25 protein-coding genes are annotated in these 25,237 nt (G+C 56.5%); 5 read left to right on the forward strand and 20 right to left on the reverse strand.

Going from position 1 to position 25,237, the window contains the following annotated elements:
- Window positions 1-42: 42 nt before the first annotated feature.
- Entirely contained in the window at window positions 43-1,932 is a 1,890-nt protein-coding gene (locus ACR0JR_RS07375) for an acyl-CoA synthetase (RefSeq protein WP_480455627.1), read from the forward strand.
- Window positions 1,933-1,944: 12 nt separating this feature from the next.
- On the forward strand, window positions 1,945-2,868 hold the full coding sequence (locus ACR0JR_RS07380) for an alpha/beta hydrolase (RefSeq protein WP_480455628.1): 924 nt from the start codon (window positions 1,945-1,947) through the stop codon (window positions 2,866-2,868).
- Window positions 2,869-2,876: 8 nt separating this feature from the next.
- Here ACR0JR_RS07380 and ACR0JR_RS07385 read toward each other — a convergent pair whose 3' ends face one another.
- The 15 genes from ACR0JR_RS07385 to ACR0JR_RS07455 all read right to left on the reverse strand — a co-directional run bounded on the left by ACR0JR_RS07385 (window position 2,877) and on the right by ACR0JR_RS07455 (window position 19,781).
- Window positions 2,877-3,713, reverse strand: coding sequence for an alkaline phosphatase family protein (locus ACR0JR_RS07385; RefSeq protein ID WP_480455629.1), 837 nt, complete (start codon window positions 3,711-3,713; stop codon window positions 2,877-2,879).
- Window positions 3,714-3,875: 162 nt separating this feature from the next.
- Complete coding sequence (locus ACR0JR_RS07390; protein WP_170541031.1) at window positions 3,876-5,513, reverse strand: ABC transporter ATP-binding protein; 1,638 nt, start codon at window positions 5,511-5,513, stop codon at window positions 3,876-3,878.
- Window positions 5,510-6,325, reverse strand: coding sequence for an ABC transporter permease (locus tag ACR0JR_RS07395; protein ID WP_029621990.1), 816 nt, complete (start codon window positions 6,323-6,325; stop codon window positions 5,510-5,512). The genes ACR0JR_RS07390 and ACR0JR_RS07395 overlap by 4 nt, the downstream gene beginning before the upstream one ends.
- Window positions 6,325-7,281: an ABC transporter permease gene (locus ACR0JR_RS07400; RefSeq protein ID WP_010441877.1), complete on the reverse strand. Its 957-nt coding sequence runs from the start codon at window positions 7,279-7,281 to the stop codon at window positions 6,325-6,327. Before ACR0JR_RS07400 ends, ACR0JR_RS07395 begins: the two co-directional genes overlap by 1 nt.
- 15 nt (window positions 7,282-7,296) lie before the next feature.
- Window positions 7,297-8,883 (reverse strand): ABC transporter substrate-binding protein, encoded by a 1,587-nt coding sequence (locus ACR0JR_RS07405; protein ID WP_170779618.1) that lies wholly within the window; start codon window positions 8,881-8,883, stop codon window positions 7,297-7,299.
- 124 nt (window positions 8,884-9,007) lie between these two features.
- A complete protein-coding gene (locus ACR0JR_RS07410) occupies window positions 9,008-11,002 on the reverse strand; it encodes a CocE/NonD family hydrolase (RefSeq protein ID WP_480455630.1) in 1,995 nt (664 codons plus the stop codon).
- A 44-nt stretch (window positions 11,003-11,046) separates the two neighbouring features.
- The gene (locus tag ACR0JR_RS07415; RefSeq protein ID WP_480455632.1) at window positions 11,047-12,150 is read right to left on the reverse strand and encodes a DUF4147 domain-containing protein; all 1,104 of its coding nucleotides are present in this window, start codon (window positions 12,148-12,150) and stop codon (window positions 11,047-11,049) included.
- Window positions 12,150-12,587, reverse strand: coding sequence for a D-aminoacyl-tRNA deacylase (gene dtd / locus ACR0JR_RS07420; RefSeq protein ID WP_480455633.1), 438 nt, complete (start codon window positions 12,585-12,587; stop codon window positions 12,150-12,152). The genes ACR0JR_RS07415 and dtd overlap by 1 nt, the downstream gene beginning before the upstream one ends.
- A 22-nt stretch (window positions 12,588-12,609) precedes the next feature.
- Entirely contained in the window at window positions 12,610-13,293 is a 684-nt protein-coding gene (locus ACR0JR_RS07425) for a nitroreductase (RefSeq protein WP_170779626.1), read from the reverse strand.
- A 30-nt stretch (window positions 13,294-13,323) separates the two neighbouring features.
- On the reverse strand, window positions 13,324-14,415 hold the full coding sequence (locus ACR0JR_RS07430) for a TFIIB-type zinc finger domain-containing protein (protein WP_480455634.1): 1,092 nt from the start codon (window positions 14,413-14,415) through the stop codon (window positions 13,324-13,326).
- 35 nt (window positions 14,416-14,450) lie between these two features.
- Complete coding sequence (locus ACR0JR_RS07435) at window positions 14,451-15,599, reverse strand: SPFH domain-containing protein (protein WP_170779632.1); 1,149 nt, start codon at window positions 15,597-15,599, stop codon at window positions 14,451-14,453.
- A 22-nt stretch (window positions 15,600-15,621) separates the two neighbouring features.
- Window positions 15,622-16,593: a DUF2927 domain-containing protein gene (locus tag ACR0JR_RS07440; RefSeq protein WP_480455635.1), complete on the reverse strand. Its 972-nt coding sequence runs from the start codon at window positions 16,591-16,593 to the stop codon at window positions 15,622-15,624.
- A complete protein-coding gene (locus ACR0JR_RS07445) occupies window positions 16,593-17,783 on the reverse strand; it encodes a toxic anion resistance protein (protein ID WP_170779634.1) in 1,191 nt (396 codons plus the stop codon). The genes ACR0JR_RS07440 and ACR0JR_RS07445 overlap by 1 nt, the downstream gene beginning before the upstream one ends.
- Before the next feature lie 29 nt (window positions 17,784-17,812).
- Complete coding sequence (locus ACR0JR_RS07450; protein ID WP_480455636.1) at window positions 17,813-18,727, reverse strand: 5-bromo-4-chloroindolyl phosphate hydrolysis family protein; 915 nt, start codon at window positions 18,725-18,727, stop codon at window positions 17,813-17,815.
- A gap of 175 nt (window positions 18,728-18,902) precedes the next feature.
- Window positions 18,903-19,781 carry a pseudouridine synthase gene (locus ACR0JR_RS07455; RefSeq protein ID WP_480455637.1) on the reverse strand — a complete coding sequence of 293 codons (879 nt, stop codon included), beginning with the start codon at window positions 19,779-19,781 and terminating at the stop codon, window positions 18,903-18,905.
- On the opposite strand from ACR0JR_RS07455, the gene ACR0JR_RS07460 reads away from it, so the two are divergent.
- Window positions 19,780-20,229: a nucleoside deaminase gene (locus tag ACR0JR_RS07460; protein WP_170540998.1), complete on the forward strand. Its 450-nt coding sequence runs from the start codon at window positions 19,780-19,782 to the stop codon at window positions 20,227-20,229. The genes ACR0JR_RS07455 and ACR0JR_RS07460 overlap by 2 nt on opposite strands.
- A 4-nt stretch (window positions 20,230-20,233) precedes the next feature.
- On the opposite strand, the gene ACR0JR_RS07465 is transcribed toward ACR0JR_RS07460, so the two are convergent.
- From ACR0JR_RS07465 to ACR0JR_RS07475, 3 genes are read right to left on the reverse strand one after another with little or no spacing between them, the layout of a single operon-like run.
- On the reverse strand, window positions 20,234-21,202 hold the full coding sequence (locus ACR0JR_RS07465; RefSeq protein ID WP_480455639.1) for an adenylate/guanylate cyclase domain-containing protein: 969 nt from the start codon (window positions 21,200-21,202) through the stop codon (window positions 20,234-20,236).
- Window positions 21,199-22,374: a M24 family metallopeptidase gene (locus ACR0JR_RS07470; RefSeq protein WP_480455640.1), complete on the reverse strand. Its 1,176-nt coding sequence runs from the start codon at window positions 22,372-22,374 to the stop codon at window positions 21,199-21,201. The genes ACR0JR_RS07465 and ACR0JR_RS07470 overlap by 4 nt, the downstream gene beginning before the upstream one ends.
- The gene (locus tag ACR0JR_RS07475; RefSeq protein WP_480455641.1) at window positions 22,374-23,066 is read right to left on the reverse strand and encodes a metal-dependent hydrolase; all 693 of its coding nucleotides are present in this window, start codon (window positions 23,064-23,066) and stop codon (window positions 22,374-22,376) included. Before ACR0JR_RS07475 ends, ACR0JR_RS07470 begins: the two co-directional genes overlap by 1 nt.
- Before the next feature lie 57 nt (window positions 23,067-23,123).
- Here ACR0JR_RS07475 and ACR0JR_RS07480 point away from each other — a divergent pair, with 57 nt between their 5' ends.
- Window positions 23,124-23,795 (forward strand): ceramidase domain-containing protein, encoded by a 672-nt coding sequence (locus ACR0JR_RS07480; RefSeq protein ID WP_480455642.1) that lies wholly within the window; start codon window positions 23,124-23,126, stop codon window positions 23,793-23,795.
- Between the two features lie 52 nt (window positions 23,796-23,847).
- Here ACR0JR_RS07480 and ACR0JR_RS07485 read toward each other — a convergent pair whose 3' ends face one another.
- Window positions 23,848-24,411 (reverse strand): DUF4202 domain-containing protein, encoded by a 564-nt coding sequence (locus ACR0JR_RS07485; protein WP_480455643.1) that lies wholly within the window; start codon window positions 24,409-24,411, stop codon window positions 23,848-23,850.
- 152 nt (window positions 24,412-24,563) lie between these two features.
- Window positions 24,564-24,722, reverse strand: coding sequence for a hypothetical protein (locus ACR0JR_RS07490; RefSeq protein WP_480455644.1), 159 nt, complete (start codon window positions 24,720-24,722; stop codon window positions 24,564-24,566).
- Window positions 24,723-24,946: 224 nt separating this feature from the next.
- Between ACR0JR_RS07490 and gatC the strand changes: the two genes are divergently transcribed.
- Window positions 24,947-25,234 carry an Asp-tRNA(Asn)/Glu-tRNA(Gln) amidotransferase subunit GatC gene (gene gatC / locus ACR0JR_RS07495; protein ID WP_170472591.1) on the forward strand — a complete coding sequence of 96 codons (288 nt, stop codon included), beginning with the start codon at window positions 24,947-24,949 and terminating at the stop codon, window positions 25,232-25,234.
- The last annotated feature ends 3 nt before the right edge of the window (window positions 25,235-25,237 follow it).

The raw sequence follows: 25,237 nt of genomic DNA on the forward strand, positions 1-25,237 counted from the left end.
AACCCGGGCGTGACACGGGAGAGAGATCAGGGGAGGAGCCACATGGCCTTTGTGGGAATCGAAGACAAGGCGCGTATGGAACAGGAGATGCCATGGGAGGACCGGGATGTGCCTGTGACCTTCCACCAGCTTTTGTCGCGGACGGCGGGCAGGTTCCCGAACCACAAGGCGATCAGCTTTCAGTTGCTATCTGGCCCGACCGACAAAGCAGAGACGCTGACCTGGTCGGAACTGCTAGGCAAAGTCAATCAGGCGGCCAATCTGTTCCGCTCGCTTGGGATCGGCGAAAAGGATGTGGTGGCCTATGTGCTGCCCAACTGTAACGAGACCCTGGTCACGATGATGGGCGGAGCGGTGGCGGGGATTGTGAATCCGATCAACCCATTGCTCGAACCCGAACAGATTGCGGCGATCCTGCGCGAGACCAAGGCGAAGGTCGTGGTCACTCTGAAATCCTTCCCCAAAACGGACGTGGCCCAGAAGGTTGAAGAGGCTGTGCGCCACGCACCTGGCGTTCACACGATTCTTGAGATCGACCTGAACCGTTATCTGACGCCGCCAAAATCCTGGCTGGTACCGTTCCTGCGCCCCAAGATGGGTGACAAGGAAAAGTTGGCCCACGCGACCTATAAGAATTTCATTGCTGAGCTGAACAAACAGCCAAAAACGCTGACATTCGAAGACAGCAAGGAAGATCGCGTCGCGTGCTATTTCCACACCGGCGGCACCACAGGCATGCCGAAGGTGGCGCAGCACAAGTATTCCGGTCTGATTTACAACGGCTGGCTGGGGCAGACACTTCTGTTTGACGAGAATGACGTCATCATGTGCCCGCTACCGATGTTCCACGTTTTTGCGGTGCATGTGATCGTGATGGCAGCCGTATCGTCGGGTGCCCATGTCATATTCCCGACACCTGCGGGGTATCGCGGTGACGGTGTCTTCGACAATTTCTGGAAGCTGATCGAGCGCTGGAAAGTCTCGTTCATCATTACGGTGCCCACCGCGATTTCTGCCAAGATGCAACGCCCGGTGGATGCGGATATCTCATCCGTCAAAACCGCGTTTTCGGGCTCGGCTCCGCTGCCGGTTGAACTCTTCCGCCGGTTCGAAGAGGCCACAGGCGTGACCATCGTCGAAGGATATGGTCTGACCGAAGCCACTTGCCTTGTGTCGTGCAACCCGGTGGATGGAGAGAAAAAGATCGGTTCGATCGGTATTCCGTTCCCATATACAGATGTCAAAATCCTGCAGGACGGGCCAGATGGTCCGACCGAATGCGGTGTCGATCAGGTCGGCGAAATCTGCATCTCGAACCCTGGCGTTTATGCGGGCAACACCTACACCGAGGTTGATAAGAACGTAGATCTCTACCATTTCGACAAGTACCTGCGCACGGGCGATCTGGGCCGCTTTGATGAGGATGGTTATCTTTGGATCACAGGTCGGGCCAAAGACCTGATCATCCGCGGCGGCCACAATATCGACCCCGCCGAAATTGAAGAGGCGCTTCTGGGGCACGAAGCTGTCGCCTTTGCGGGCGCGATCGGTCAACCGGATGCACACGCAGGCGAACTGCCATGTGCGTTTGTTGAGCTGGTCGACGGGGCCTCGACCACGGACAAAGAGCTGCTGGAGTTCTGCAAGGTTCACGTCCACGAACGCGCTGCACAGCCCAAGCATTTGACCATTCTCGATGAACTGCCGAAAACCGCAGTAGGCAAAGTATTCAAGCCTGATCTGCGCAAGCACGCGATCACGCGTATATACAATGGTGCTTTGGAAGCCGCCGGCGTCGCGGCACGGGTCGTTTCTGTCATCGACGACAAGAAACGCGGGCTCGTCGCGCAGCTTGACGCGAACGGCGCGTCCGAGGACGATGTGGCCAAGGTGCTGGGTTCGTTTACCCGACCGTGGGAGTGGTCTGAATAATTTGGAGGGACAATGGACTATGAACGTCTGATCGACGAAGAGACCTGGGATTTCATCCGGCGTACTGCCGAGAGCTATCCCGATGATACAGTCGAAATGTCCATTGCTGACCAACGTCGGGTCTATGACACGATGTGTCAGGATTTTCGCCAACCGCGACCTCCGGGTGTTGATGTTCAGGACAGGTCCGCCGATGGCGTGCCTGTTCGCGTTTACACTGCCGGTGATCCCACTCGAAATGTGATTTACTTTCACGGCGGTGGGTTCGTCGTGGGCGGTCTGGACAGTCATGACGATGTCTGTGCTGAAATCTGTGTTCAGACTGGCTATCGGATCATCTCTGTCGATTATCGCCTGTGCCCTGAATATGTGCACCCGGCGCAGTTTCAGGACAGTTGGACTGCTGTGAGCTGGGTGGTCCAGGAATATGGCGATCCAATCGTTCTGGCGGGAGACAGTGCAGGCGGTAATCTGGCTGCAACCGTTGCGCATTATGCCCGAGGGCGATTGGACAACGTGCTGGGTCAGGTTCTGATCTATCCTGGTTTGGGCGGTGACATGTCAAAGGGTTCGTATATCGAACATGCAAATGCGCCGCTTTTGACCCTGGACGACATCCGGTTCTACCAAACTGTACGCTGCGGTGGGCCTGCACCGGATAACGATCCCTCATTCGCTCCGTTGCAGGATGATGATTTTTCTGGCCTCCCGCCGACGGTTGTTGTGACGGCTGATTGCGATCCACTGCGGGATGACGGACCGGCCTATTGTAAGCATATAACTGCGGCAGGTGGGTTGGCCCATTGCATTAATGAACCGGGGTTGGTTCATGGGTATCTGCGCGCCCGAACTTCGGTCAGGCGCGCCGCTGACAGCTTTGAGCGTATCTCGGTAGCGATTGAGGCGCTAGGGCAGGGGATCTGGGCTTACGACTAACAAATGCCTCAGTTCAGGAACGATTTGGCCTTCATAGTATCTGCCACAGGCGCACCGACGCGCTGTAGTATGGTTGGCGCAAGCTGAAGCTGGTCGATCACGGTCTCGGTGTCAGGCCCTTCGGCGTCACCAAAATAGTAAAGAGCCGTTTCCTGCTGTAGCGGGCCGCGCCCGCCATGATGGCCGCGTTCATCTTGGCCATGATCGGCGGTTACGATGACATCGTAGCCAAGCTGCCGCCAACGCGGGATGAATGGTGCCAGCATTTCGTCTATGACGAAACAGGCGTGGTCCATTTCCTCACAGTCGTGGTAGAAACGGTGCCCCAAACTGTCCAGCGTGCAGGTGTGTAGAATACCGTAATCCAGCCCAAACCGAAGGCAGAGGTTGGTCAGCGTGGCGAACAGATCAACGTCGGATGGCGTCATCTGGTTGGCTTTGCCGTAGCCAGTCATCGAATGGAATCTGCCATGGTTGATGGTCTTGCTGTCAGGCTCGTCATATTCCACATCACGAACGTAGTCGAAGGGGTGACGGTTGAAGAATTGCGACCAGTAGCTATGCGTGACCGCACCGGTCACACCGCCCCCTTCTCGTACCTGACTGAAGACGTCCTTGTGAGACAGCCGAAACACGTTGCCATTACCGGTGCAGCCATGCTCTTGCGGTGTGACACCGGTATGGATCGAAGCGTAGCAACTGGCTGATGTCGAAGGCAGGACAGAGCGCAGTTTCCAAACCCGCGCATCGCCGCTGTCGACCCATCCTTCAAGATTGCCAAACAGTCTGCGAAAGTTGCGCCACGGCACACCGTCGAGAATGATCAAAAGTAGTTTGCGGTCCATTGTCCGGCCCTATTCTTTTCGAAGTATTGGTTGTCGCGACCCTAGGGGATTCGCTTGCACGGGGCTGCCCATTTGCGCCCTAAATTGTAAAATCCCGACGTTTGTTTTCAGTCAAACGCCGGGATTTCCAAACATCATGCAATGTTCGGGATAAGTCCGGGATTAGTTGCCCGCACTTTCCATTTTGCGATGGGCGACAACCTCTTCCAGCCAACCCAGATGCATTTCGGGCACCGAGCTGAGCAGCAAATCGGTATAGTCATCGAAGGGTGGGCTCAGCACCTGCGACTTGGGTCCATAGCGGACCACGCGGCCCTGATACATCACCGCAATACTGTCACTGATGGCGCGCACCGTCGCCAGATCGTGGGTGATGAAAAGATAGGCCACATCCTCGATCTTCTGCAAGTCCAGCAGCAATTTAAGGATGCCATCTGCCACAAGCGGATCGAGCGCCGAGGTGACCTCATCACAGATGATCATTTTGGGCTTGGCCGCCAATGAACGCGCGATGCAGACCCGCTGTTTCTGACCACCAGACAGTTCGGCTGGGTAGCGATCGATGAACTTCTCGCCCAGCTCGATCTCATCCAGTAGTTCTACGATACGCTTGCGTTTCTCAGCACCGCGCATGTTGAAGTAAAACTCCAACGGTCGCCCGATGATCGTACCGACTGTTTGCCGCGGGTTCATCGCGACATCCGCCATCTGATAGATCATCTGCAACTCGCGCAGATCTTCAAGTGAACGGCCCTTCAAGTCGGGGCTAAGTTTCCGACCGGCAAAGGTGATCTCGCCATCACGCGGCGGCAGCAACCCGGTGATCACACGGGCCAGCGTCGACTTGCCTGAGCCGGATTCACCCACCACAGCCAATGTCTGCCCCGGATGAAGCTCAACATTGACGTTGTGAAGAACGTCGAAGTTCAAGCCTTTGTAGCGCGCGGTAATACCATCGACGCTCAGCACCGGGTCCGCAGTGGGCTGCTTTTCTTCGTGTTCAATCGAGCGAACCGAAACCAGCGCCTGAGTATACTCTTCTTGCGGATTGTTGATGATCTGATCGGTGTTTCCATACTCGACCGTATTGCCCATCCGCAGAACCATGATGTCGTCGCTGACTTGTGCGACAACTGCAAGGTCATGCGTGATGTACAACGCAGCGACACCTGTATCGGCGATGGCCTCCTTGATGGCCATCAGGACGTCGATCTGAGTGGTCACGTCCAAGGCCGTGGTAGGTTCGTCAAACACAACTAGATCCGGTTCGGGGCACAACGCCAGCGCTGTCATGCAGCGTTGCAACTGACCGCCCGAAACTTGGTGTGGGTATCGATCACCGATATTGTCCGGATCGGGCAGGCCTAGCTTGGCGAACAATTCGCGCGCGCGGGCCTCGGCCTCTTTACGAGAGAATTTCTTATGTTCGACTGCAGCTTCGACCACCTGATCCATGATCTTTTTGGCGGGGTTGAACGAAGCGGCTGCTGATTGCGAGACATAAGACACCTCGCCGCCGCGCAGGTTGCGGATATCACCCAGCGCTGACTTCATGATGTCACGGCCGTTGACCCAAACCTCGCCACCGGTGATCTTAACGCCGCCCCGGCCATAGGCCATCGAGGCCAGACCGATGGTCGATTTGCCAGCGCCGGATTCACCGATCAACCCCAGCACCTTACCGGGCGCGAGGTCAAAGCTGACCCCGTGCACGATTTCGATGTCATGGGGCTTTTCGCCCGGCGGATAGACGGTCGCGCCGATCTTGAGGTCGCGGACCTTGAGAAGGGTATCACTCATCCTCGGCCTCCTTTCAGCGATGTGGTACGGTTCAGAACCCAGTCAGCAACAAGGTTGACCGAGATCGCTAGCGTGGCGATGGCCACTGCAGGGTAGAGCGCGGCGCCAATACCGTAGACGATGCCGTCCTTATTCTCTTTCACGATGCCGCCCCAATCCGCCAAGGGCGGTTGGACGCCAAGGCCCAGGAACGAAAGTGTCGAGATGAACAGGACCATAAAGATGAACCGCAGACCGAACTCGGCCACCAGAGGCGATAGAGCGTTCGGCAGGATTTCACGGAAAATGATCCAACGGCGTCCTTCACCGCGCAGTTTGGCGGCTTCGACGTAGTCCATCACGTTGATATCCACGGCAACAGATCGCGACAGACGATATGGTCGTGTCGCATCCAACAAGCCCATCACAAGGATCAGGATCGGAACGGTTACCGGAACGATTGCCAGAATAACCAGCGCCAGGATCAGCGTAGGGATCGACATGATCAGATCGACCGTCCGGCTAAGCGCCTGATCGGCCCATCCGCCCAAAACTGCAGCAAGTAGGCCCAATGACGTTCCCGTCAGAAAGCTGAGAAGTGTTGCAGCTGCGGCAATGAAGATTGTTGTGCGCCCGCCATAGATCATGCGGGTTAGCAGATCGCGGCCGATATTGTCCGTGCCCAGCAGATGCTCGGAGCTACTCGGCTCCCAAACGTCGCCGACCACTTCTGCCATTCCATAAGGCGCGATCAAGGGCGCGGCGATCGCGACAAAGAAATAGGCGCCGGTGAACATAAGGCCAATCAGTGCCGAAAGAGGAATGTTCTTTATCATTTCGGATGCCTCAGTCTTGGGTTGGCAAGGATCGACACGATATCCGCGACCATGTTCAGCCCGATGTAAACGGCTGCAAACACCACACCGCAGGCCAGAACAACAGGCACGTCACGCTTTGTCACGGCATCTACGAGGTACTGCCCCATACCGGGATAGACGAAGACAACCTCGACCACGACGACACCTACGACCAGATAGGCCAGGTTCAGCATGACTACGTTCACGATAGGTGAAATCGCGTTGGGAAAGGCATGCCGGGCGATAACCTGAAAGGTGCTCAAACCCTTTAGTTCAGCCGTTTCAATATAGGCGGATTGCATAAGATTAAGAATGGCAGCGCGTGTCATGCGCATCATCTGCGCCAGAACCACCAGCGTCAGTACGAAGGCTGGCAAAGCAATGGCATTTAGCTTTTGCCCAAACGACATTGAATCGTTGACCATCGCTAGCGAGGAGAACCAGCCCAGTTTCACTGAGATGTAGTAGATCACCACGTAGCCGATCAGAAATTCCGGTATCGAAACCGTTGTGAGCGTGATGGCAGAGATCAGTTTATCCGGCCAGCGGTTGCGATAACGCACGGCCAGAAGTCCAAGAAAGATTGCAAGTGGAACGGAAACGATGGCAGCGACGCATGCCAGAAACAGTGTATTTCCAAGGCGTTTTCCAATGCTCTCAGAAATATCCAGCTTGTTTGTCAAGGATTGGCCAAGATCGCCCTGAAAAATGCCTCCCAGCCATTCGAAATAGCGGGTCAGGGCAGGGCGGTTCAAACCCATCTCTTCGCGCAGGTTAGCAAGGGCCTCTGGGGTTGCGGACTGCCCCAGGACGGCTTGCGCGGCGTCTCCGGGAAGGGCTTCGGTCAGGCCAAAAATCAAGGCCGAAGCGCCGAGCAGCAACAGGAGTCCCAGCGCCAGGCGCTGGGAAACCAATTTGATGATAGGATGCATTATCCGTAGCCCGTTTTAGACGAACCACATTTTGCGGGATATGTTGCCGTTCATCATCTCTTGCGTCGGGTCAGATTCCCATCCGTCCAGCTGGTTGCTGATGCCCTCGACAAAGTCGTTGAACATCGGACAGATCAGGCCGCCTTCGTCGCGGACCATTCGGCCCATCTGGCTGTAGATGCTTTTGCGTTTTTCAACGTCCAGCTCCGCCTTTGCCGCGAACAGCATGTCGTCGAACGCCTGAACCTTAAACCGAGTGTCGTTCCAGTCTGCGGTCGACAGGTATGCGGTCGAATACATCTGGTCCTGAACCGGACGGCCACCCCAGTACGAGGCACAGAACGGCTGAACGTTCCAAACCTCGGACCAGTATCCATCGTTGGGTTCACGCTTGATTTCAAGCGGAATTCCAGCCTGTGCGGCTGTCTGCTGGAACAGTGCAGCGGCGTCCACAGCACCCGGGAAGGCACCGTCGGCTACACGCAATATGATCGGTGAACCATCATGGCCGGACTTTTTGTAGTGCTCTGCAGCTTTCTCAATGCTGAATTCGCGCTGTTCGATGGTTTCATCAAACAATGGGTAGGCTGCGTTGATCGGCATGTCATTCCCGATCGAGCCATAGCCACGCAGGACTTTGTCTACCAATTCCGCACGGTTGATTGCGTATTTCAACGCGGTGCGCAATTCGTTGTTGTCGAACGGAGCCGTGTCGCAATGCATGATGAAGACATAGTGACCGCGACCGGCGGTTGAATGCACGGTCAGGTTTGGTGCACGGCCCAACAGGTCGGCAACTTTGGGTTCAACGCGGTTGACGGCGTGGACCTGTCCGGACTGCAGTGCAGCGGTCCGCGCAGTTGCATCGTTGATCACAACAACTTCGACGCTGTCAAAATTACCGAAATCGCTGTTCCAATGGTTTTCGTTCTTGGTGAACAGGTGACGGACGCCGGGTTCGTCCACTTCCAGTTTATACGGACCTGTGCCGATTCCTGCCGCCGGGTTATCCATGCCCCCATCGGGCTGAATAATCAGGTGATAGTCGGCCATCAGATACGGCAGGTCGGCGTTTGGCTCGGTCAAAGTGACCTGGAAATTGTCTCCATCGGCCTTCATCGACTCGATGCCTTTCATGATGCCCAATGCACCTGATTTGGAATCTTCGTTCGAGTGGCGCTGCATAGTTTTCAGCACGTCATCGCTGGTCATGGTCTTGCCGTTGTGGAACTCGACCCCTTGACGCAGCTTGAACGTCCATACTTTGGCGTCTGCACTTCCTTCGACGCTTTCCGCCAGGCGCGGTTCGATGGTCCCGTCGGGGGCCACTTCGACCAATTGGTCACCGAACTGCTTGCCGTTCTGGAACGGGACTGAGCTTGCGTAGGTTGCCGGATCAAGTGAGTTGGTCGATTCACCGCCCTGCAAACCGAATTTCAGATCGCCGCCCTTTTTTGGGCCAGCCGCACGTGCGGCATCGGCAAACATATTGCTTGCGATTGCGGCCGAGACACCCAGTGCCGCTGCTTTACCCATGAATTCACGGCGGGTCAGCTTTCCAGCCGTGACCTGCTTTGACATGTGAGTGAGTTGTTCGTTCATCCAGAGATCTCCCAGTTGATTGGATGTTCGGTCCATTGTCGGACTTTTTATTGACGCGTGAGTCAAAGTAGGGGCAATGCAGGGTGGTGGGCAAGTGAAAATCTTTCGTCTGAAGCTTCAAAACTTACATTTCATTGCGTGGCACCGTGTCTTCGAGCGTTTTTGAGTACACCAATTCGTTATTTTCGAAGGCGCTTATCTCCGCTCGAACAAAAAAGTTCTTATCATCGGACCACATCTCGCAAACGCTTTCGGTGAATAGGAACGATTCACCGCGCTGCTGTTCTTGTGTCCAACGACAATAGCCCCGCGCCGATAGGGGGTTGTCGGGGTGAATCGACCACTTTTCTGTTGCTGTGCTTCCGGTGATCAGCCCATGCGTTTCGTCACGGAGTTTGCCAAAGTCATCCTCGATGATCAGGTGGGTTTCGCCGGTGGTCATATCCAATTCTACACGCCGGGAATTTTGCGTTTCTCGAAGAACACTGACGGGATTTGCAGATTCTGCATCAGGAGGGGCGAAGTTGTATTCGTTTGATTGACCTGGCGGACGCGTTGGAATGATTATGTCGCCTTCAGTCAGTTGAAGCTCGACAGTTTCCGGCGAAGGCCAGATTAACGGCCAATAGGCGCTCGAGATCGCCACGCGTAAGCGGTGCCCTTTCGGTATTCGATAAGCGATGTGATCCAGGTCCAGTTCTATATCGTAGGTCTGATCGGGTATTAGGGGGGTGGGATCTGCATGACTGTCGCGGTGCGTCAGATTTAGCACCCCATATGTGATCCGCGTCGAAGCACCGTCCGGGTGTATATGATTCAGCCGAACAGCAATCTGCGCCTGAGGTTTGTCAGCCCTCAGTCGGAGCCGGATTTTGGGTGCGCCCACAATCTCGATGTCGGCTGCCAATGGGTCGCTGTCGAAACAGGCTGAAAGCGCGTCGTCCCCCCTCTGGTCCCCCGGCATATCCGGACCTAGCCAAATCGCACAAAACTCGCCGCTTTCAAGACCGCAGGTATGTGGCGATCGGATTGAGGTGTTCAGTGACCCTTCGTGCCCAAGGCCGGCATCGGTCAGTTGCATCGTCATGGTTGGCAGATGCGATGTCGCGCCTTCATCCTCGGCAATCCAACGCCCTGCGCGCTCTTTGTACCAGCGCGCCGGACGCACACCGTTCATCACATAAGCGCGGTAGTCTGGATCATCTTCGACACCTGTATCCTTTCCCTTTAGCCAATGGTCCCACCACCTTAGGGCCTCCTGCAAAAAACCGATGCGAGGTTCAGGAACTGCGAAATGAGGATATTTGTGCACCCATGGGCCAACAACACCTTTGACCGGCGCGTTCAACTGTTCGACCAGCAATGGCACAGTGTTCTTGTAAGCGTCACCCCAGCCTCCAACCGCCAGAGTGGCCGCTTGAATTGAATCAAAATTCTCGCAGACGGAACCATGGCGCCAATAGGCATCACGTGTTTGGTGGCGCAGCCAGACGGAGGGCAGGAAAGGCTCATTCACTAACCGATCCAACCACAGTTCACGCCAGTTTGACCGCAGATCTGGGTCTGGAGCGCGAGAGGAGTAGGACCACATTGTCGCGCCCCAGCCCAGATTTTCATTCAGCAGGCATCCGCCTTTGTAATGTATGTCATCGGCATACCGGTCCGCGGTCGAACAAAGCGTAATGATTGCCTTCAAAGGCTCAGGCTGCATCGCGGCAACCTGCAATGAGTTGAACCCGCCCCAACTGATACCCATCATCCCGACCGTGCCGCTACACCAGGGTTGATCGGCCAGCCATTGGATTACTGCGACGGCATCGTCCAATTCCTGCTGAGTGTATTCATCCTCCATCAACCCTTCGCTGTCACCGTTGCCGCGCATATCCACGCGTACGCAGGCATATCCACGTTTGGCAAACCAAGGATGGGTTAAGGCGTCACGTGCAGTGGTCCCGTCGCGTTTGCGATATGGCAGATGTTCCACAATAGCGGGAACCGGGTCTTCGCCCGCATCGATCGGGCGCCAGATCCGGGCTGAAAGGCGGCAGCCATCTGGCATGGTGATACCCATATCAGGGATTTCTTCGATCTCGCGAAGTGCGTTGGAGGGCGGTGCCATATCTCTGAACTCCTGACCGATAGCAACCGGGCCAAGATGTCAGATCATTTCCGTATTGCAATCACCAAGTCCATCACATTGGTCCCTGTAGGCCCCGTAACCAGCAACGCACCTGCTTTGGCCAAGAAGCTGCCGCTATCCGCGTTGTTGAGGAATTCTTGCGCTTCGTCTGCCCATGTTTCGCCGGTAACGATAGCACCGGCTGCGTCCGTTGGCCCATCCGTGCCATCTGTTCCACCAACGATCACAGTAATGTCCCGTTGCCCTTCAATTTCGTGTGCCAAAGCCAGCGCTAGGGCCTGATTTCGTCCGCCGCGCCCGGGTTGGTCCGGAAGAACGACGGTTGGCTCTCCTCCAAAAACCATCACGCCTTTGGGCATGTGGCGCAGTCGTTCTCCTATTGCGGTCGCAACTGATAGGTAGTCATCGTGCAAAGCCTCCGAGTTGGCGAGGACGTCAAAGCCAGCTTGCTCTGCAGCTTGGGCAGCCGCGTTACGCGCATGCGCATTTGAAGCGATGATTGAGGTCTGGGCGGCAAAACGCGGCGCTTCTGGCAACGCTCCGATGCCGGATCCAATCACGCCCAGGTCGTCTCCGGGGACATCCGAGATCGCCAAAACAGTCACTTTGTTCCCCGGAAAACTGGACAGCAGTCCTCCGCCCTTAATACGCGATAGTTTGCGCCGCTCAGCATTCATCGATCTGATATCCAACCCATCGCCAAGCAATCTTTGGTTCAGGGCTTCAAGATCGTCCAGCGAGAACCCGGGCATCAAATCCTCGGCCAGAGAGGACGCGCCGCCAGATACCAGAAGCATCAGACTGCTATCATGTTCCATGCTCTCTACGGTTTCGCGCAATGCCCGTCCCCCGGCCAGACTACGATCATCGGGTACGGGATGAGAGGATTCGATGACATCAACGTGCGCTGGTAGCCCATCGCTATGGCCATCTTTGGTAACGACCAACGTGGGGACCGCTCCGAACTGGTTCGCTGCAGCGCGGGCCATCGCACCCGCCGCCTTGCCAACGGCCAATATCTGGTCTGGCCGTTCCATCGATTGGATCGCTTCCAACGTCGCGGTGTAACCATCGACAGCCGCCACACCGGCGCTCCAAATATCCTGAATCTGTTGAGAGGCCTGCATCAGCTTTCCATCCAAATTGTCACGGGCCCGTCATTGACCAATTCTACAGCCATGTCAGCCCCGAATGATCCCGTTTCGACTGGTATGCCCAGTGAGGACAGGTTGCGAACAAACGCTTCATAAAGTCGTTCGCCCTTTGCTGCCGGGGCCGCACCGGAAAATCCCGGGCGGTTACCGCGTGACGTGTCAGCGGCCAAAGTGAATTGGCTGACTACCAGTGCTGAGCCGCAGATATCCAAGATCGAACGGTTCATTTTTCCTGCATCGTCTTTGAAGATGCGAAGCTTTGCGACCTTGTTAGCCAGTTGTTCGGCCTGAGCCTCATCATCCCCTTGCATCGCACAGACCAAAATCATCAACCCCGGACCGGATTGTCCAATCACCGTTCCCTCGACTGTGACAGAGGCACTGGAAATTCTTTGAAGCAGCGCGCGCATCTGCAATTCCTACTCTTGGTGTTTATTCACGCCAATCAACGATATCATCCAGAGTGGCACGTCCTGTTCTGAAAGAGTTGGCTGGATGGTCTTTATCTGGATATCCGAATGAGATCGCACATAAAACAATCCGGTCATCTGGAATATCGAAATACCGGTGAAGAAACGGACCATAAGCCGCAACCGCGGCCTGAGGGATGCTGGCCACACCCAGGGCTTGTGCCGCCAATGCGAATGCTGTCACAAACCCTCCGCAATCCATGGCACCGTATGGGCCCAGCTCGGTGGGGCTGGATAGGATGGCGCAGTGTGGAGCTCCGAACAGCGTGTAGTTTTCCATCATTTGCTGCGCCGAAGCGGTGCGATCACCCTTTTCGACGCCGACCGCTTTGTATAACGCCCAGCCGCATGCGCGCCGACGATCCTGATAGACACCGGAATACCTGGTTGGAAAGGGCAAGTCGGGGTTTGGGCTGGCCTGTTGTGTCTCGCGCTGCAGCGCTTCGCGAAAATGGTCAGTTTCAGGACCGCTGGTGATCGTAAGCTGCCAGGGTTGCGCGTTGCACCAGCTTGGAACATGCGTTGCGCTGGTGACGATCTGTTCAATCTGTTCACGGGGAACAGGGTCTGAGCAAAAGGCACGGCACGAATGGCGCTGAGTTAAAAGAGCGTTCAGAGCGTCAAGGTGCAAGTCAGTTTCCCCCATCCAACGCGCTATCTGACACGAGTGTTCTCTTTATTGTTGTCCGGTTGCAACCAGATAACCGACACTTGCGGCAACCAGCAGGCCCAGTACCACCGCGATGGTAATCTTGATCGCCGACCAGGGGCGCTCACCCTGAACGCGCCCGGTTCTGCCATTCACTACAAAGCGATAGGTCTCGCCCCGGTATTTATAGGCTGCCATCCAGACCGGCAGTAGGATATGTTTGAACGTGACATCTCGGACTTCCGTATCGACAGCGTGGATGCGCTGACGATCGCCACCGATATCAAACCGTACATCACGCTCGATCACGCGCGCCATGTGACCGCGCGCCTCCTGATATCCTTCCTGCAATTCGACCGTATAGGCTTCGGCACGAAATCCAGCCAGATATTCGGGCTGATAGGGCTCAAGTGCAGGCAGATCCCAGGGTTCCAGCGCATCCGTATAGGATTTGGGCAGGGATTGTGATGCTAACACCAGAACATCGTCAAAAAACCGTGCCACGCGTCCGGACTTTGGCGACCAGCGCACCTTGGGAACCTGCTGCTGAACGCGCTTTCCATCCCGCATCACGGTTCGGTTTTCGTAATAGACGACACCACGTTCACCCCGATAACTCGACTTGGTATCGGCATCGAATGTCCAGTAGGGCACGTAGATACCCTGCATCTTGCGGCCTTTTCGGGCGTATTCCTTCAGCCCATTCGGCGCAAACCACAGTCGCCCCAGCCAATCCCCTATGGCTTGGTGCGCCGAGCGTTCGTCCACTGCAAAGGGCAACACACCGCGTGGCTTGATATGGCGGCTTACACCGGTATCAGTGACGACGGGTGTCGCACAAAATGGGCACTCTGCGGCGTGTGTGTTTGGGTCAAATTCGACCTGTGCTGCGCAGTTGGGGCAGGTAAGAACACGAGTTTCTTCAATTTCACTATCGGGGAGGCGATCCGCGATGGCCGTGTCGAAATCGAGTTCACGTAAACTGGCCCCTCCCCACGGGCCCGCGCCAATGGCCTCGGAATGACCGCAGTGATCGCAGGTGAGCGTTCCGTCACCGGGATTGAACCGATAATCCGCCCCGCATTGTTCGCAAGGAAAACGGTGTTCGACTTTTGCCATTACAGAATCCTGGTCATGGATAGCCTAATATCGGGTCACGCCCCCGGTGGTGGCGGTGGCAAGATGGTGAACAGCTGCGCCAATTCTTGTACGTCCCCCGCCTTTTTCCAACCGTCCTGACCAGCCGTCCAGACATGCGTATCGCGCGTGATCTCACCGTCGGTTGCCATACGACCGATCTTGGCTTTGGAAAATGGTCCGCTAGTCTGGCCATCCACCGCGATATGCCACACATGCTCGACGGGTGGCGGGGGCGGCGGTGCCGCATGCGCTGACGCTTGCGGTGCAGCGGGTGCGGAACCACCCCAGGGACCACTCGGCTGACCCGCTGCCATGTTCGACATTTGCTGCGCCATCGCCATGCCCATCCCCATGCCAAGACCGGCACCCATGCCACCGCCCTGACCGGGGTTATTGGCAGCCGCTGTCATGGCCTCGGCAGCGGAATACTGAGTGAACTTGCCCAGATCGCCCGCCAAACCCATCGAGGTGCGCTTGTCCAGAGCCGCCTCGACCGCAGGTGGGAGCGAGATGTTCTCGATATAGAACTCAGGCATGCTTAGGCCATACCCATCCAGCACTGGCGATACCTCGGCTGCGATCAATTTGCCCAAATCTGCGGTGTTCGCCGCCATATCCAGCACCGGAATACCTGAGCCTGCGATGACGCGGCTGAATTCCTGCACGATGATGTTTCTGATCTGAAAGCTGATCTCGTCCATGGTGAACTCACCATCTGTGCCTACGATCTCTACTAGGAATTTCGCTGGGTCCTTGACCCGGACCGTATAGGTGCCAAAGGCCCGGATGCGTGTTGGCCCAAACTCGGGATCGCGCAGCATGATCGGGTTCTTGGTGCCCCATTTCAGGTCATTGAACCGGGTCGTGTTAACGAAGTAAATTTCAGACTTGAACGGAGACTGGAAACCATGATCCCAATGCTGCAGCGTCGTCATGATCGGCATGTTGTTTGTCTCAAGCATGTAGAGTCCGGGCGTGAACACATCCGCCAGCTGCCCCTCATGCACAAACACAGCCGCCTGACCTTCGCGCACTGTCAGCTTGGCACCGTATTTAATCTCGTGGCCCTCACGCTCGAACCGCCAAACCATCGTGTCGCGGGTGTCATCAACCCAGTGGATGACGTCGATGAATTCGCCGGTCAGAAAATCAAAAATTCCCATTGGATTTCTCCTGTCTTCGGGGTCAGAGCGACTGCCCCATCAATTCGCGTGCAATGATACGGACCACCGGACGTGCCTCGTCAGCGGTCATGCCCGCTTTCAAGCGCGGGTCGTAAAGAATCGTCAGTAGTTTTTCGTCATGGCTGGTGAGCAGGGCGAACTCGTCGTCATCATTGAAGATCGACGGTCGGGCCGATGGGCTATCATTCGGAAGCCCCAATCCTTGCGCAATCTCTTCATGTACGCAGCTCAGGCGCACCAGATCGGGATGTTCTGCCCGTATCAGGGCAACAGCCCGGGTATAAGTCTGAGGCGCGCTGTTCGATGCCGACGCGAACACAAAACAATAGAAAGACCGCGGCAGTTTGTCGAAGAGATCAAGCTGCGCCTGTCCTATGCCGGGGATCAGTTGTCGCAACCGGGCTTGTACATAGGCGGTATCATCTTCACCCGCCACGAATACGTGAAAGTTCGCATTCCGGGTGGTGGTCGAGACCGGATGTCGAGTCAGCCGCGACAAACGGTTGGCATAGGCGTCAATTCGGGCAGTCTCTTGCTGGCGAACGTTTGGCGCGACTGAGGGCCCGAATTCGGGTTTGATGCGTACGGGTGACGACCAGCGACTTAACTGTCGGCTGGTTCTTCTGCTACCGCTCGAGACAGCCTGCCCCGGATACTCATTATAAAACGCAATGGTTTCGAAATTCCGTGCGAGGTCATCGGCGTCGTAGGGCGTATCCGGCCCACCACCATCGGTGCGCAACAACCCGCGCGTCAGCAGGTTGTTCTGAACGCTTTCATAATACCGCGCGAGGTCGAGGCTGTCGGGCGAAGGGGGCTGATAGGCATTGCTCAAGCCCTGAGGTTGCTCCGGGTTGGGTTCCGGAGCGATGGACGTCGTCAAGGCCTCTTCGCAGCCAGCTAATGCCAGCAGCGAAACTACCAATGTTGCAGTCCTAGCGCGATGTAATGGCCGCACGCCCGCTGTTTCCATTATCCGGGGACAGCCGTTCCGGCATTGTCACCGATCCCGTCCTGTCGCGCTTTGGCCGAGGCGAGCGTGTCGCGCAACTCGGCCTCCATCTTCTTCAGTTCTTCCTCGGCGGCGGCTCGCTTGGCTTTGCCTTCGTCCGCTATGGCGAGGCTTTCGTTGATCGTACCGATCAGGTCAGCGTTGGCCTGCTTGACGGCTTCGATGTCGAATACACCACGCTCCATCTCTTCGCGGATCATCTTGTTAGACTCGCGCAAGTTGGCCGCGTTCGAGGTCAGCAGCTCATTGGTCAGATCATTGGCATCACGTACGGCGGCTGCAGCTTCGGCACTGCGCTGGATGGTTACCGCTTGTGCCAGCTGGGTTTCCCAAAGCGGCACGGTGTTGACGAGGGTTGAGTTGATCTTGGTCACCAGCGACTTATCGTTCTCCTGCACCAAGCGGATCGAGGGCAGCGACTGCATCGTCACCTGACGGGTCAGCTTCAAGTCATGGACCCGGCGTTCCAGATCGTCGCGCGCGGCGCGCAAGTCGCGCAGTTCCTGCGCCTTCATCACCTGCTGGTCTTCGGGTGCGGCCTGAACCTCGGCCTCTTTTTCGGGAATGTCATGGCTGTCCAGTTCGGTCAGCTTCTCCTCACCCGCCGCGATGTAAAGCGCGAGTTCGTCGTAGAACTCCAGCGTCTTTTCATACAGCAGATCCAGAGACTTGATATCTTTCAGCAAGGTGTGCTCATGGCCCAAGAGGTCGTCTGTGATCCGGTCGATCTGGCTTTGAACGTCCTCATATTGCGCCGTGAACTTGGCAAAGGGCGCTGCGCGGCCTAGCAGTTTTTCCCACCAGCTACGCTCGCGGCGAACGTCTAATTCGCTGACAGAGAAACCTCTGATCGTCGTTACGATATTGCGAAGGCTGTCGCCCGCCGGGCCCACATCCTTATTGCGGACATCGGCCAGCATCGCCTGACTGATCTCCTGCAATTCCGCCTGTGCGGATGATCCAAATGACACGATCGAGTTTGTGTCGCCCATGTCGATCTCACCCATCCGCTTGCGGATTTCGGCGCCAACCGGTTCGTCGGCGTCTTCAAGCGGCACAATCTCAGCCTGCGGCTCAGGGAGGGCGACGGCGGTGATTTCTTGTACCAGCGTTTCAGCCTCGACTGCCTTGTTCTTGATCTCATCGGACATGGGGTAATCCTCGCTTACATAAAAGCCGGTCAATCCAACCGGACGCCTTCGCGCTGCAACCGGTCACGCAGCACATCAATTTCAACCGTCAGATCGCTGCGGTCATCCAATAGCATCTTTCGCGTCCGCGCCGCGAAATTCTGTTCGAGATCGTCCAGCAGGGCCGAATAATCTGCCAGCGCCTGCGCATCGCGGGTACGCGCATAGACGTCCGAGAACCTCACCGTCGCATCGCGTGCGCCCTGCAAGTAAACCGTCAGATATTTCCGCGCGCCCGCCAGATCACGTGGGTCTTCTTCGACCGTTCGGAACAAATCGCGGGCGGTATTTTGAAACCGCTCGACACGCGCTTCGATCCGACGGTCTCCGGCGCGTTTGATCGCGTCTGTCATTTGGGTCAGGTGAGATTCCGCATCCTCAACAACGCGCGCCACGCGATCTTGTTGGAAGGTGTCGATGCCTTCCATACCCTTGTCTTTCAAGGGGTCGATGCCAAAGGACACCGAATGTAATGCAGTGGCAACAACCCCAAACAGAACCGGTGCCAACAGGCTGGCCTGAGCTGCGGTTTCTGCATCTAGAAACTCTGTTCGATACGCGGCCAATGCCGTGCCCAGCCCAGTCAGGACGCTTGAGAAGATTTTGCGGGGGAAGGCCGGGCGGCGGGCGGTACGTTTGGCATTGTATGCAGATTCCGCTCGCAGCCCTTCGCGCAGCAAGAATGCGGCGGCCGTCAGCAGACCTGCAGCGATCAAACCAATTGTCATTCCGATAGCGCCGTCGTTCAGTGACAGGAATGCCAACGGAATTGCGGGCACAAATAGGAGGTTCGCGCGTGCACCCGCCGGTTCGACCCGAGCTCCGTCAAACTGTCCACGAGAGGGTTGATCTTGGTCTGACGACGCACCCTGAGGGCTGAATTTCCCACCGAACCTTTTGGCCATGCCCTTACAAGCCCCCAAGCACGCCGGTACAGACGCCGAACAACAGCACCAGCAGCGCTGCATACGCCAATTTTTGTACTCCGGTTCCGGACATGGTGCCCCCAAACTGTCGCTATCACAGAAAATTTAGGCGATGCGAGGGCTTGGCGCTAGGGGGAAGGTTACTTAAGCCGCGTCACTTGCGAGGTTTCTTGCCGATTGTCGGCCTTTTGCGCTGAGGCCGGGCAGGGCGTTTGACGGTTGGCTTGCCGCTTTCTTCAGCGTCCATCCCCAGTTGGTCACGCATAACACGCCGACGAATCTCTTCAACTTCACCGGATTTCAAGTCACCAAGCTGAAACGGGCCATAAGAAACCCGCAAAAGCCGGTTTACCGCATAGCCGATATCTTCGATTGCACGGCGAATCTCGCGGTTCTTGCCCTCGCGCAGACCGATGGTTAGCCAGGCGTTCGCACCCTGTTGGCGGTCCAATGTGACGGTCATGGGCTGAAACCGTTCCCCGTCTATGACCAATCCCTTGCGAAGCGGTGCAAAATCTTCGTCCTTGGGGCGTCCGTTAACCCGCACCCGGTATTTGCGCAGCCATCCGGTGGCGGGCAGTTCAAGCTTGCGCTTGATGCCGCCATCATTGGTGAGCAGCAGCAACCCTTCCGAATTCAGGTCGAGCCGTCCGACACTCATGACCCTCGGCATATCCTCTGGCAGATCGTCGAAGATCGTCTTGCGTCCCTTTTCATCACGCGCAGTCGTCACAAGGCCTGGAGGCTTGTGATAGAGCCATAGGCGAGATGGCTCGGGCTCGGACACGGGTTTGCCATCGACAGTGATCCTGTCCTTGGCCGTCACGTTCAGCGCTGGGCTAGTGATGGGTTTGCCATTCACGGTTACACGACCGGCTTCGATCATGCGTTCAGCCTCGCGACGCGAGGCGACACCGGCGCGGGCAAGCACTTTGGCGATCCGATCGCCGGGAGGAGGGGTATTGGTCATCCCCCGCCCATAGCCTATCCCGGCGGCTTGCGAAAGCCGGGTTTCTGGGGCAGTCAGAGGCATGGAGTTCCGATCTCACATGAAACTGGCGCTGGAACAGGCGCAGGCGGCGGCAGACCGGGGGGAGGTGCCCGTGGGTGCTGTAATTATCGGACCGGACGGTCAGGTGGTTGCCGCTGAAGGTAATCGGACACGCGAGTTGAACGATCCCACAGCCCATGCCGAAATACTGGTGCTGCGCGCCGCCTGCGCACACGCCGGATCGGAGCGGCTGCCGGATCACGATGTATATGTGACGCTGGAACCCTGTGCCATGTGTGCGGCAGCACTGGCTGCGGCGCGTATTCGGCGTGTGTATTACGGCGCATCCGATCCGAAATCGGGTGGCGTCGCCCACGGCGCGCGGGTATTTTCGCATCCGCAGGCGCATCATACCCCTGAAATCTATGATGGGATCGGTGCCGAAGAGGCCGAGCGATTGCTCAAGGATTTTTTCGCGGGGCGGCGTTAGCGCGCTACCAACTCAGGCTATAGATCGTGTGATTGCCGGGCAAACCTTTCAGTGAAACTGATCTTGGTGTGCCAAAGGTCAACCCATCTTGCCCGTCCGCTAAAAGCTGGGTTGCGTCGGACAAACGGACCTCACCCGGTGCGGCTGAGGCCGCGATCCGGGCGGCCTTGTTCACCACCGTACCAAAGAAATCGTCATCGGTCTGGATCACATCTCCCGTATGTATGCCGACGCGAATCTGCAGCGTTGGTTCACCCAATTCACTGGCGTTGCGCCGCTGCAGGTCGACTGCGGCCATCAGTGCCGCCCGCGCCGACGAGAAGCTGGACATGGTTCCATCCCCCAGCGACTTTACCAGCGTTCCGCTCTGAGCCTCGATGACGTCACGAGCCAATTCAAAGTGTTTTTGGACCGCATCGATCCAGATCCGGTCGCCCAGCTTGTCGGCAATAGCCGATGAATTGACGATGTCAGTGAACATAACCGAAGCCATGCCCTCGCGCTGATTCTGACGAAACCCGTCGCGTGCGGCTGCTATCAGCGCGTCTAGGGCTTTGTGTTCGATACCGATTTTTTCCATGTTAGGGATCGGATTGGACACGTGGCAGTGCACCATCTTCCACACACCGTCTTCGAGATGCAGGATGAAGGTGAACCTGTGCAACATTGCTTTTTGGTTCGTGGCAAAGCGAAGCGTTGCAACGCAATGGGCCCAACCAACTGCACCGCATTCAAATGCCTCTAGGCTGTGTTCTTCCCAACTGTAGTCGGGAATTTCGGCCACATGATCAGGGAAACCCTTTCGGAATAGCGAGCCTGACCAAATCTCCCCATCCGCTGAGCCTTGATACCGCAGGTACTCAGACGTCGACAGCATGTTATAAAGCGCCGCTCCATCTTTGGCTCGGACAGCGTCATTCCAGCGTCGCACCACCGCGATCAACTCCGGCGATGGGCGAATAGGCTGATTCATTTGGATTTCACCACAAGTTCCCGAGGGATGTCCGCCAAAGGCTGGCCACCATTGGCAGTAACCAAAAAGCTCTCGGTGATCGCCAGCCCCCAATCCGAAGTCCAGAGCCCGGGCATCAAATGGAAGGTCATATTTTCCTGAAGTTCGGTCGTGTCACCCGGCCGCAGGCTCATGGTGCGTTCACCCCAATCGGGAGGGTAACTTAATCCGATCGGATAGCCGGTGCGGTTGGCTTTGACATATCCGGCGCGGGCGAAACTCTCGTAGACACAGTTCGCGACCTCTTCGCAAGTTGTGCCCGGACGCGCCGCGCTCAAGGCATCATCGATGGCCCTGAGCACAGCAGCCTCGGCGCGGCGAATATCTTCCGGAGGATCACCCAGAAACAGGCTGCGACTGGCCGGGCAATGATAACGGCGATAGCACCCTGAGATTTCAAAGTAAGTTGCCTCATCCTGTGTTAAGGGTCTGTCGTTCCAGGTGATGTGCGAAGCAGACGCCTCGGTACCTGAAGGGGCGATTGGAACGATTGCGGGATAGTCCCCGGCCAGTCCCGGCAATCCGACGATCCCTGCTGCCTGAACTTCGGCAACCAGTTGGTTTTTTGGCAGCCCTTCGCGGAACGCATCGCGCAACACCCGATGCATATGGGCAGTAAGCCGCCCCGCTTTTTGCATCATTTCGACCTCAGCGTCGCTTTTGACCGCGCGCTGCCAGTTTACCAGGCCAGTGGCATCCAAAATCGCAGCGTCTCCGAATGCGTTCTGCAGTATGCGATGACTGGCGGCCGAGTAGTAGTAGTTGTCCATTTCGACACCCAGTGCCGAAGTCCATCCGCGGTCCCGCAAAAGTTTGGCGAGGGAATCGACGGGATGGTGGTCGGGGTGTTGAACGTGCTCCTCAGGCCAGTCCAGAAGATCAGATCCATCCATCCATGTGGTCTGCGCTGCACCGGCCTTGTCCTGCGTGCGCCCCCACCATAGTGGAGAACCCTCCGCTGGAAGGATGACCATCTGGGGTACATAAAAACTCCACCCGTCGTAACCGGTAAGCCACGCCATGTTCGATGGGTCGGTTATCAGCAGGGTTTCGATCCCCTGCCGTTCCATAGCTGCGCGGGTCTTCGCGATACGGTCGGCAAATTCTTGGGCGCTGAAATCTGTGGCGGGCATCAGAGAGAAATCGCTTTCATCACTTCGGGTTCGATCACATCGACGCCCGGCAGGCCGTCAATCAGGGCCTGAGCTGATTGTTCGAGAATCGGAAAGGTTTGGTAGTGGCACGGAATAATCGTTTTGAAGTCAAAGTACCGTTTGGCCGCGTAGGCCGCACCTTTCATGTCCATGGTAAAGTGACCGCCAGCGGATAGGATGCCGATATCGGGTTTGTAGTATTCCCCCATCCAATCCATATCCGCCATGATATCGGTGTCGCCAGAGACGTACACCATTCGGCCCTCGGTTGAGATCATATACCCGACTTCGGTCCCACCGGTACGCAATCCGTCGGGGGTTGAAAAGGTCGAACTGTGCGAGGCTGGGACCATCGATACCTTGATACCGCTGAGGTCAACTGTGCCGCCTTTATTGAAACCAACTGTTTCGATCCCTTCCGCCTCGGCCCAATAGCCCATCAGATCGTACTGTCCCACGACGGGAACATTCAGATGTTTGGCCAGTGGCAATACATCAACGACATGATCGAAATGGGTATGGGTTAGTAGGATATGGGTTGCACCCGCCACCGCCGCATCATGCTGATCTTCGGGCAATGACGGGTTCCCCGTCAGCCAGGGATCGACGAGCAGGACCTGCCCCGATGTTTCGATGCGAAAGCTGCCATGTCCCAGCCAAATAATATCCATAGTGAACCCTCCCAAATTCTGCTTGGCGTCAGCCTAGCATCGGCTATGTAAAAATCCATGGACTGGACGCAGTATATTGACGGTTATTGCGAGCGGCTCTCGCCATCGTATTGGGCCGAGCCGATAAACGCCGTGACCAATGTGGCGTTTCTTGTTGCGGCATTCGTCATGTGGCGCAGGGTGCGAGGGCAGGGTGCACCGCTGGCGATGGCTTTGGTTGTGATACTGACAATGATTGGTGTCGGCAGCTACCTGTTTCATACGCATGCACAGGTTTGGGCCGCGATAGCTGATACAACGCCGATCTTGCTTTATATTTTGGTTTATATCTTTGCGGTGAACCGGGATGTCTGGGGGATGCGGCCCGTTTATGCGCTGGGTCTGACCGCGCTGTTCATTCCCTATGCGGCGTTGACGATTCCCGTGTTTCAGCTGGTGCCGGGTTTGGGCGCTTCAGCAGCCTATGCACCGGTGCCGCTATTGATCCTGATTTATGCTTTACTGTTGAGGTCGCGAGCACCCGATACAGCGCGCGGCTTGGCGATCGGGGCTGGCATTCTGATCGCCTCGATCATTTTTCGAGCCTTGGATGAGCCAACCTGCGGTCACTTTCCCATCGGAACGCATTTCATGTGGCACATCCTGAACGCCACCATGCTTGGCTGGATGATCGAGGTATATCTGCGTGCCGTTCGGAAGGTGCCTGTTACGACTGCGCCGGGTACTTGAGGCCAAACCAAAACACATTGGCGGGCTACCAGTACCTTGGAATCACTTGAGGTCAGTCACGGAATGCTGCCGCCAAAGCCTCGGGCAGATCAAATTCCGCCAAAACTCTGGCGCGGCCTTCGGCGGACATCTTGATGGCGGTTTTTTCTACGATGCGCTGAATTTTCTCGGCTGAATGCTTCGCTGCGAAGGGTTCAAAATACCATTTCAGGAAAACGAAACAGATCACATCCTCAAGCGCCTGCACGTCGGCATGGCGCTTGATGCCTTGTTTGCGCAGCATCTGTTCGACTGCTTCGATTTGATCCGCACCGTATTCGGCTTGTTCCATAAAGCCTCGGACCACGTCCGCGTGGTAAACACCTTGTGCCTTGCGCCATGCCAGATAACCGGCACGCCCTTCCGGATATTCGGTGCGCTTCAGCTTCCAGCGTTCGACATGCTGCCCGCGCGCGGCAATCTGTAGTGCATCAGATGCATTTGGGAAAAGGCGATCAAGCTCGGCACTCATGCGCTGGCCATACAGCAGTTCTGCGGGCTGCCCGTTTTCCATATTGGGATCTTCCGCATTGGCGGCGTCAATTGCGTTCAGTACTGCTTGCTTGCGTGCGCTCATGTTCTGCTCCGTTAGCTCGCCTGATCGTCACCTGTGGGTGTTTCGGCAGATGGTCTTTGGTCATGCTAACGACTTGTCGGTCAGGGTACAGCGGTGATTTGGAAAAAGTGCCGGATCAGGAGGGGGAAACCGATCCGGCACATGGGGCAGGCCTACTTGCCTGTCTGGGTTTGGTCTTTGGTCACAGGCTCGGATACTGGCTGAGGGAAGCTGAGGTTTCGGGTCAGATTGTTCATGTCTAACCCCAATGCCAGGGCGGGGGATGTCAGAACCACGGCGGCCAAGATGAATGCAGGGACAAAGGTTTTCATATGCTGTCTCCGGTTTCGTATTGTGTCACACCATTGAAATGAACAGTTCGGTTCAGTTTTCAATGTCAAAAGTGAACTAATCAGTTCACTGATTTGCATATGGGCCATTCAAAAACGCATGGCTGCTGGCGAATAGTGTACGCACGACGGCGTCATCCGGTGACCGGTCTTGCGAGTGATGCGACAGACGGGTAAACGCCCCTTAACGCATATGAGGTTTTCCGATGTCGATAGACCAAAGCACCGCCGCCAAGGTGGCCAAACTCGCCCGGATCAAGGTTGAGGATGACGCGCTGCCTGCGCTGGCATCCGAGTTTAACACCATCCTTGGTTTCATCGAGCAACTGAACGAAGTGGATGTCGAAGGTGTCGAGCCGATGGTCTCGGTCACGCCGATGCGTCTGAAGCGTCGTCAGGACGAAGTCACTGACGGAAACCAGCAGGACAAAGTTCTGTCCAATGCCCCCGATGCGCGCGAAGGGTTCTTCGCTGTTCCCAAAGTTGTGGAGTAGGTC

The sequence above is a fragment of the Ruegeria sp. AA3 genome, assembly GCF_056542905.1.

Excerpts from the sequence above, each read along its gene's own strand:
- ACR0JR_RS07375 (WP_480455627.1), top strand. The coding sequence starts at position 43 with ATGGCCTTTGTGGGAATCGAAGACAAGGCGCGTATGGAACAGGAGATG.
- ACR0JR_RS07380 (WP_480455628.1), top strand. The coding sequence starts at position 1,945 with ATGGACTATGAACGTCTGATCGACGAAGAGACCTGGGATTTCATCCGG.
- ACR0JR_RS07385 (WP_480455629.1), bottom strand. The coding sequence starts at position 3,713 with ATGGACCGCAAACTACTTTTGATCATTCTCGACGGTGTGCCGTGGCGC.
- ACR0JR_RS07390 (WP_170541031.1), bottom strand. The coding sequence starts at position 5,513 with ATGAGTGATACCCTTCTCAAGGTCCGCGACCTCAAGATCGGCGCGACC.
- ACR0JR_RS07400 (WP_010441877.1), bottom strand. The coding sequence starts at position 7,281 with ATGCATCCTATCATCAAATTGGTTTCCCAGCGCCTGGCGCTGGGACTC.
- ACR0JR_RS07405 (WP_170779618.1), bottom strand. The coding sequence starts at position 8,883 with ATGAACGAACAACTCACTCACATGTCAAAGCAGGTCACGGCTGGAAAG.
- ACR0JR_RS07410 (WP_480455630.1), bottom strand. The coding sequence starts at position 11,002 with ATGGCACCGCCCTCCAACGCACTTCGCGAGATCGAAGAAATCCCTGAT.
- ACR0JR_RS07415 (WP_480455632.1), bottom strand. The coding sequence starts at position 12,150 with ATGCAGGCCTCTCAACAGATTCAGGATATTTGGAGCGCCGGTGTGGCG.
- dtd (WP_480455633.1), bottom strand. The coding sequence starts at position 12,587 with ATGCGCGCGCTGCTTCAAAGAATTTCCAGTGCCTCTGTCACAGTCGAG.
- ACR0JR_RS07425 (WP_170779626.1), bottom strand. The coding sequence starts at position 13,293 with ATGGGGGAAACTGACTTGCACCTTGACGCTCTGAACGCTCTTTTAACT.
- ACR0JR_RS07430 (WP_480455634.1), bottom strand. The coding sequence starts at position 14,415 with ATGGCAAAAGTCGAACACCGTTTTCCTTGCGAACAATGCGGGGCGGAT.
- ACR0JR_RS07435 (WP_170779632.1), bottom strand. The coding sequence starts at position 15,599 with ATGGGAATTTTTGATTTTCTGACCGGCGAATTCATCGACGTCATCCAC.
- ACR0JR_RS07440 (WP_480455635.1), bottom strand. The coding sequence starts at position 16,593 with ATGGAAACAGCGGGCGTGCGGCCATTACATCGCGCTAGGACTGCAACA.
- ACR0JR_RS07445 (WP_170779634.1), bottom strand. The coding sequence starts at position 17,783 with ATGTCCGATGAGATCAAGAACAAGGCAGTCGAGGCTGAAACGCTGGTA.
- ACR0JR_RS07450 (WP_480455636.1), bottom strand. The coding sequence starts at position 18,727 with ATGGCCAAAAGGTTCGGTGGGAAATTCAGCCCTCAGGGTGCGTCGTCA.
- ACR0JR_RS07460 (WP_170540998.1), top strand. The coding sequence starts at position 19,780 with ATGGAGTTCCGATCTCACATGAAACTGGCGCTGGAACAGGCGCAGGCG.
- ACR0JR_RS07455 (WP_480455637.1), bottom strand. The coding sequence starts at position 19,781 with ATGCCTCTGACTGCCCCAGAAACCCGGCTTTCGCAAGCCGCCGGGATA.
- ACR0JR_RS07465 (WP_480455639.1), bottom strand. The coding sequence starts at position 21,202 with ATGAATCAGCCTATTCGCCCATCGCCGGAGTTGATCGCGGTGGTGCGA.
- ACR0JR_RS07470 (WP_480455640.1), bottom strand. The coding sequence starts at position 22,374 with ATGCCCGCCACAGATTTCAGCGCCCAAGAATTTGCCGACCGTATCGCG.
- ACR0JR_RS07475 (WP_480455641.1), bottom strand. The coding sequence starts at position 23,066 with ATGGATATTATTTGGCTGGGACATGGCAGCTTTCGCATCGAAACATCG.
- ACR0JR_RS07480 (WP_480455642.1), top strand. The coding sequence starts at position 23,124 with ATGGACTGGACGCAGTATATTGACGGTTATTGCGAGCGGCTCTCGCCA.
- ACR0JR_RS07485 (WP_480455643.1), bottom strand. The coding sequence starts at position 24,411 with ATGAGCGCACGCAAGCAAGCAGTACTGAACGCAATTGACGCCGCCAAT.
- ACR0JR_RS07490 (WP_480455644.1), bottom strand. The coding sequence starts at position 24,722 with ATGAAAACCTTTGTCCCTGCATTCATCTTGGCCGCCGTGGTTCTGACA.
- gatC (WP_170472591.1), top strand. The coding sequence starts at position 24,947 with ATGTCGATAGACCAAAGCACCGCCGCCAAGGTGGCCAAACTCGCCCGG.